This window comes from Cupriavidus sp. KB_39, from assembly GCF_052114485.1.
In the GTDB taxonomy this organism is placed as follows: Bacteria; Pseudomonadota; Gammaproteobacteria; order Burkholderiales; family Burkholderiaceae; genus Cupriavidus.
In genome coordinates this window covers 43,255-50,016 of sequence record NZ_JBFREV010000042.1, presented here as the reverse complement: position 1 = coordinate 50,016, position 6,762 = coordinate 43,255, and the positions used below count along the sequence as shown (strand labels likewise).

General features: G+C 61.0%; 1 protein-coding gene and 2 pseudogenes. All 3 read right to left on the bottom strand.

Annotation, left to right across the window (positions count from 1 at the left end; genetic code table 11):
• Positions 1-953: pseudogene (locus AB4Z27_RS24455) on the bottom strand (hypothetical protein); the annotation flags it as partial.
• Position 954: 1 nt separating this feature from the next.
• On the bottom strand, positions 955-4,134 hold the full coding sequence (locus AB4Z27_RS24450; protein ID WP_441645468.1) for a phospholipase D-like domain-containing protein: 3,180 nt from the start codon (positions 4,132-4,134) through the stop codon (positions 955-957).
• Positions 4,135-4,144: 10 nt separating this feature from the next.
• A pseudogene (locus AB4Z27_RS24445) lies at positions 4,145-6,675 on the bottom strand (type VI secretion system Vgr family protein).
• Positions 6,676-6,762 lie beyond the last annotated feature (87 nt).

Sequence of the window (6,762 nt, the reverse complement as noted above, 5' to 3'; positions counted from 1 at the left end):
GCCACGCCCAGCGAGTCAAACAGTGGGCCGCCGCCTTCGGTGTCAGGGGTGAGATACCCCATGTCGAAGGTGTAGGTCACGCCAAGTGCATCGGGATAGCGCATGCCGAGCTTGATGAGGAAGGGAAGCGTGCCGTCGTCAGCCAGGAAGGCATAGGGGATGCACAGTCCGGGCTCGGTGGGAATCTCGAACTCGGCACGCGCGCGGAAGCGTTTGAGGAAGGCGCGCATGCGGGCCTGGTTGGCCTCTGGCTGGTCGGCGCGGCCCGTCTGCTCGAAGATATGTAGCCAGGGCTTGCGGTAGACGTAGGCGGTGAGGGTTTGCGTGAGATTGTCTCGACGAGGGTCGTCTTCGCTATAAAGCTCGGGGTAATCCGAATCCCAGATTGCAATGCTATCGGGAAGGCCGGTATCGAAGCGACGGTCGATTCTCGCCCGGGCTTCGTTCAATGCGTGATTAAGGAGCCTGTTCTCTGCAAATTGCCGGTCAGCAGGGGAGGCCTTTGGGTTCTCCAGATCAGCTTTCCATTCGGCAACGCGCGCATCTCTCCATTCACTAGGCGCGCGATCGCCGCGATAGTCCCGGGAGTTGAGGTGCGACAAGTACCGCACCGCTTCAGGATCGGAGATTACTGCGATCCTGGTGTCATCGATGACCATCTTGTTCACTTCTTTCACGTTGTAGCTGTGTCGAAGAGAGAAGACATAGGAGTTCCTGGAATCGGCGGGCCATTGAGGAGGACCGGTCACTGAGAAGACATGGCGTCCAAGGCATTCTTGAGGCTGCGCTGATGACGGTGGGGTATAGGCGACGTGTGCAGCCTGCTGCAAGACTTGCAGCCATTCCTGTGCCCGTTCTGTCTCCTCACGCTCCGCCCGTGACGGGCCGCAGCCCACTAGCAATGCCATGGCCAGTACCGCCATTCCCGTCTGAATAATCTCTCTCTGCTGCATGTCACGCCCTTGGTTCTTGGATGCCGCCTACAGCCGCGAGCGCCACGCCAGAAGTGGTATCGAGCAACGGACCATCGTTCTTTGCCAACAATGTCAGGTTCAGTCCAGATTCATTGTTCTCGCCAGTAGTCCAGCGAATAGGTAGAGCACAGATGAAGCCCAGCACGTTGGCCGGTATGCTTGACTTGGGATTCGTCTTGGCCTCCCAACTGCAAGGCTTATCGGATGGCCCAAGAGACCGCCAGAACGGCTCCTGGAAGGGCATGCGCGCGGATTGCTTTCGCGCCGCGTTGTCCCACGTAGGCCAAATGGAACTGGCGACATCTTGCTCCTTTAGATCAGGAACAGAATAGGGAACGTGAGGGAACGCCTGCTTATAGCTTGAACCATTCGTGGCGGCTCGCTTCTGTAGAGCCGTCCACGTTGCGGAACTGGCTGGCTGAGTGACAAGGGCCGCGAGTTCCGTAGCCGGCGCATCGCAATTCCCCGCCAGCCCGAACAACTTGCGCCACAGCCGTGTGCGCAAGTTGTGCACGCTTTTGCTGACTGAGAACTGCCGCTTTCCGTCCAGCAAGACCTTTATCCCTTCACCGTCGTGAATCATCATCGCCAGTTCCGAGTCACGATTGCCAAGCAGGCTGCGGTCATTGATATTGGCGCTGCCCAAGATAGCCAGCCTGTCGTCGGCAATCAGGAGCTTGCTATGCACATAGATCTGTTCGGTCACGGGCTGGCCGTTGAGCGTCGTCCAGTTGCGCAGGTTTAGCAGCGTCAGGTACTGGTTCCAGGCGTCGGGCACGGCCTTCACGAGATCAGGGGGCGCCATGGCGTCGATCCGCCGATACAGCGCGTGCCGCTCCTCGTCGCTCATCCGGGGTGCCGCGTCGCGCTTCCCCTTCTCCAGAATCGCGCGCCGGATTGTGTTGACAAGGCTGTGGCTGCCGAACACCAAAGACTGCATGGTCAGGTGGATCTGGCTGGCGATGGCGATGTTGTTGAGCGGACCCTCCGGATGCACGGGCAGGACCATATAGACATGAAAGGGCAGGCCATCGAGAATGGCCCGTCGGATCCGCGCGCCCAGGGCATTGCTGAGCGGATTCGCGATATGCTCCTGCGCCTTGCCCATCAGCTTCGACGTTTCCACCTGTGCAAGATTGCTCAGGATCACGCGGAGGTCGGTCCAGAACAGGTCGTCCCCGCCCATGTCAGCCACCACGCGGCGCAGCTTGGCAAGGTCAAGCTTGCGGATCATCTCGGCGGGTGACATGCCGCGTTTCAGATTCAAGGCGGTAAGGTACCGCTCGGCGTTGTGTGCGCGCCACGGACTACACATCACGCCCATCGGCCCGGATAGCTCTTCGGCTGCTTCTTGCTTGCCAAACGCTGACTGAAAGAACTGCCCCTCGATGTAAAGAAAATGCTGCGCACCGAGGATGGCGTTGAGCATGGCTTGTAGGCAGTTGTTCTGCGGAGGGCGCTTCTTCTGGGAAGATGCGTCGTGCCTGGTCGGCGTGTCCCTGAGAGTCGCCGTGTTCTTGCGCGGCTGGGCACCTTCTGGAGTTGCAGCATCCTCGAGGTCGCACTGGCGCAGCGAGGCGCTGCGCAACACTTGAACCGTATGTTTCCGTGCGGTTGCAGGCGGGCAATCTAGCAGCAGCGCCTTGGATAGCTTCGGTAGCCCAAGTGGCTGTTTTGAATTGATGAGCGCTTCGGGCATCTGCAGGGCACCGAACACTTTGTTCGCCAGCGCGTAACCCTTCTCGCTCACGTCCTTGAGGGCCCCTTCATGACTGACCACTACCGCGTCCCAACGGCGCACGAAATTGAGCGTCAGGTCATGTACCGCGGGCCCCTTCACTCGCATCTGCACGTCATGCCACGGCATGCGCGGCTGCTTTGCCGTGTCATGCAGCTTGCCGCCGTAGGGCATGACCTTGCGCTTCTCCACCCAGCGGGAGTAGGGCGCCTTGCGGCGCATTGCCTGTTGTGCCACGGTGGTGGCGAACGCCAGCGACAAGCCCTGCATCAGCTGTCCGGTCACGTGATAGACATTGGGCGGTAGCTCGTCGAGGTGCCCTCCACGCAGCCAATCGATACACCACGTGACAGCGGCTGCGATCTCGGCACCCTCCTTCAGCAGCGCTTCACGGGTGGCCTGCCCGAGGTAGTCCCAGGTGCCCTTTGCCAGCCAGCGGACCTGTTGTTCTGCCGTACCGAGTGCACCATCCACGACCCTGTCGATAGCACCGCGGATAGGCGCTTTCACCCTACGCAGCGGCGCGCTGAGCCAACTGTCGGCCTTCCACCAGTGTTGTACCCGCCATGCCACTTCTTCATACGCACGTGCCGCCTGACTGAGTTTGTCGCGAGGCACGGTCATCAGTGGGCTCTCGGCCGGCGAGAACCACCACGCGCCGGTGTTGTTCAGCCAGGTGTCCGAGCAGGCTGCCAGCAACTCCATCAAGGGCACATAGTTCGCCTTGTCCTGGGCGGACAGCGTCTCGATCATGGGAATACAGGGGCTGTAGAACTCGTTGCCCTTGCGCCATTGGGCGCCCAGGTCGAATCGGCCGTCATCGCGGCGCCCATACGCCAGGTCGATGCCGCCCAGGTAGCCGGTCTTGCCGTCGATGACCACCGTTTTCTGATGGTGCGAAAAGCCGAGCATGCCGAGCGCCCCCGCGATGTCGCTCTGACCGATGGCAGGCAAGACCCACGCTCGCCGCTCCTTCAATCCGGCGTTGAGTTGGCACAGCGCCAGCACGCTTTGCAGGACGCCTGTGGCGAAGCACAGCGGGGGTGGCGCCATCCACGGCATGACGTAGACATTCACCCCGCGCTCCACCGCGCGGCGAAGGTGCTCGAACAGGGTCTTGCCGTCGCCCATCTCCACATCGGCGTTTATTTGCCAGCCGGCGATCAGGATCGACGCCTTGGCTCCCCCTATCGCCTTGGCGACGTCGAGGAAATAGGCGTCTCCGGTGACGAAGAACTCGACATCATTCCCTGCGCTGGGTGCCGCGAAGGGTTCGCCCCAACTCGGCTTGGAAAGGAACTTTGCAAGCGTCGGATCTTCGCTCCGCGGTGGTTCGGTCTTGGAAACGAATCCGGTTGGCGCGGAGTTTCCGGCAATGGGCTTCCCGTCCTTCGACTGGATTTGGCAGACTGTCTTTTCCATGAGTACGGGCCTAGCCTTGGTGGAGTTTGCTGCGCTGCTTGATGGCGCGGAAGATTTGTCGTGCAGATGTTCCGAACTGCGCCTCTGCCGTCTGTATTGGCTGGGAATTCTCGGGCGCTTCCCGCACACTCGACAGATCGGGCGAGAAGTCTTCCGCATTCAGCGCATGGAGCAGCCGATCCTCATCGGTCCAGTCCTCGGACTCGAATTCGACGTTGATGCGTACAACATGACCCGGATAGACGAGCCACGTTTGCATGGGATGGGTGCAGTACGCTTCGGAGAGCCTGGTTTGGTCGTCTTCGGTGAGCTGGACATGGCCGTCGGCGTCGGAGGTGCCCTGCGCCACAACTGTTCGACCCGAACCAATGTCCAGCGATTCGGGGCGTGGACCATACGCGATCGTCCAGGGCGTATGCGCTAGTACATGTCCGTTCGGGCCGGGTGCATCGGACAGCCGCAGACGGAACGCAAGCGGTTGTTGCTCGAGTTCGGATTTCGGAAGGTTTGGTAGCGTGGCAGGTGCGCTGGCTGGCGGGCGTTTCAACAGCGCTACGGTGTGACAGAGGATATTGCCGGGCGAGCCAAGCTCGATCTTGCCGTCCTTCAGCCGGATGAACGCGCCGCCGCAAGAGAGAAGGAGCTCATCCTTGGCAGTCACCACGATCCGCCGCTCGGTGCTCGTCAATGACAAGTCATGACGCGCCGTCAGTTCGAGCGAGTCGTTCTGTGCCTGCAACTGGACCTTGCCCTTGTTGGCGAAGAGCTTGATGCCTGCGTTGTGGGCGAACAGGCTGATGGCCTCGCCGGCCACGACGGTGAACCGCTTCCAGGCGCTCATTTCCATGTGCTGCCCGGCATTCGAGAAGATGCTGGCTGGTCATCCGCCGAGATAAACAACCCCTTACCGCCCCGAATCGCCCCCCAACCAGACGTCCGCAGCTCGAACCCCTCCCCCCGCTTCTTCCACTTCCCATCCACCATATGGCCAAGTGTCAGCTGCGATTTGCCGGAATGCTCCGTGGACAGCTTGACGTGCTCCTGGCCCTCCCAGTCCTCGAACTCGAGCTTGTTGTCGCTCTGCGTACGAATGACGTTGCGCGACAGCCAGCGGTCGTGATTGGTGATCAGGTCCGTCTGACGGCTGTTGTGGTGGACGTGGGCGATGTAGGGCTTGTTCGGGTTCCCGTCCCGGAACGCGATGGCGGCTTCGGTGCCGTCGATCAGCGGAAAGTGGAATCCTGTCTGGAATGCGCCGGCGAATGGCTTTGCCAGCCGCAGTGGCACGCACTCACCACCACCGGGCCATTTCTCGAAATCGAAGTCGAAGCGGACGGTGTAGTAGCCCTGCTGCGTCAGGTAGGCGTACGTGTATTGGCTGGGTGAGGTAATGCGGGCGCTCAGCGTGCCTGCGATCTTTGGCCAGTTGGCCTCATCCAGCGGCAGCCGGAAGCGACGATCGGATGGGATCGATTTGAAGGTATTGCGATACGCCGCATCGCGCGCGCCGGTGTGGGTGACTTCGGTGATGACCTGCCCGTTTGGGGCGTCGGGCAAGTCGAGATCCATTCTCAGGATCCGCGCCGGACGCAGTTCCAGGACGTTGCTCTCGCCCTCGTATTCGACCTGAGACGCCATCGCCGCCTCATGACGAAGCTGCGCTTCCCATTTGGCACCATCGAAATCAAGGTGATGCGTACCGAAGACATACGGTTGCCCGTAAGTGGTCTTGTCCTTCCTCGCGACGTTGGCTTCGCCCTTCAAGGGTTCCCATGCCAGATCCGGGTTGTAATCTGCCACGAGGAACGATTCGGGGACCGTTTTAGCATTAGTACGAATGCCAAAGACGGCTTCGATGCCGGCCTCAAGCCCGGCCGATTCCCGATAGGGCACACGCAATTCAGGCTTGTAGAGGTAATGGTCGATGTCGTCGCCAAACACCACCATCTCGCCGAATTTCCCCGGCAGGAAATAGGAATAGAGCCCTTCCTGCTCCATCAGTAGCCGGATGAAGTCCCAATCGGACCTCTGGTACTGCAAGCGGAACGGGTGCTGCGGGTACTCGCGCCGAAGCTTGAAAGCGAACTGGTGACCAACCAGTTCGTGCCGCCGCAGGATCGCCTCGATGATCTGGGGCGCGGTCTGGTGCTGGTAGATGCGGGTGGATTGGGTCAGCCGAAGCCGTGCCACTAGCGGTTCCACCACCATCTGGTAGCCGTGAAAATCCTGCGTCTGCTTCGTCTTGGAGAACTGCGTGATGCAACCCGCGAACTTGCGCGGCTCGGTGCCATCACCAGGGTCGATCTCGAATGTCGCGGGCTTGCCGAGGTAGCTGGCGCGCTCAAGCTCCAGCGGATGCGTAAGCTGGACAGTGACGGCGTAGGGAGCGCCCAGCTGCTCCACCGCCTCGAACGACACCACCGACAGACCGACTGCGGTCTCCGCGCCCGGCACCTTCAGGAAGTAAGACTGCTGGCCACCGCCCAGTCCCTTGAGCAGCGCTTCCCCGTATGCCTTCAGTGTTGCTACCCCAGCCGACATCGTCTCTCTCCAAGGCCGGGCAATCCGGCGTAACAGGTCAGGCGTGTCGCTTCGCAAGCGACATGCTCCTGCGCGCCGCACCTTACC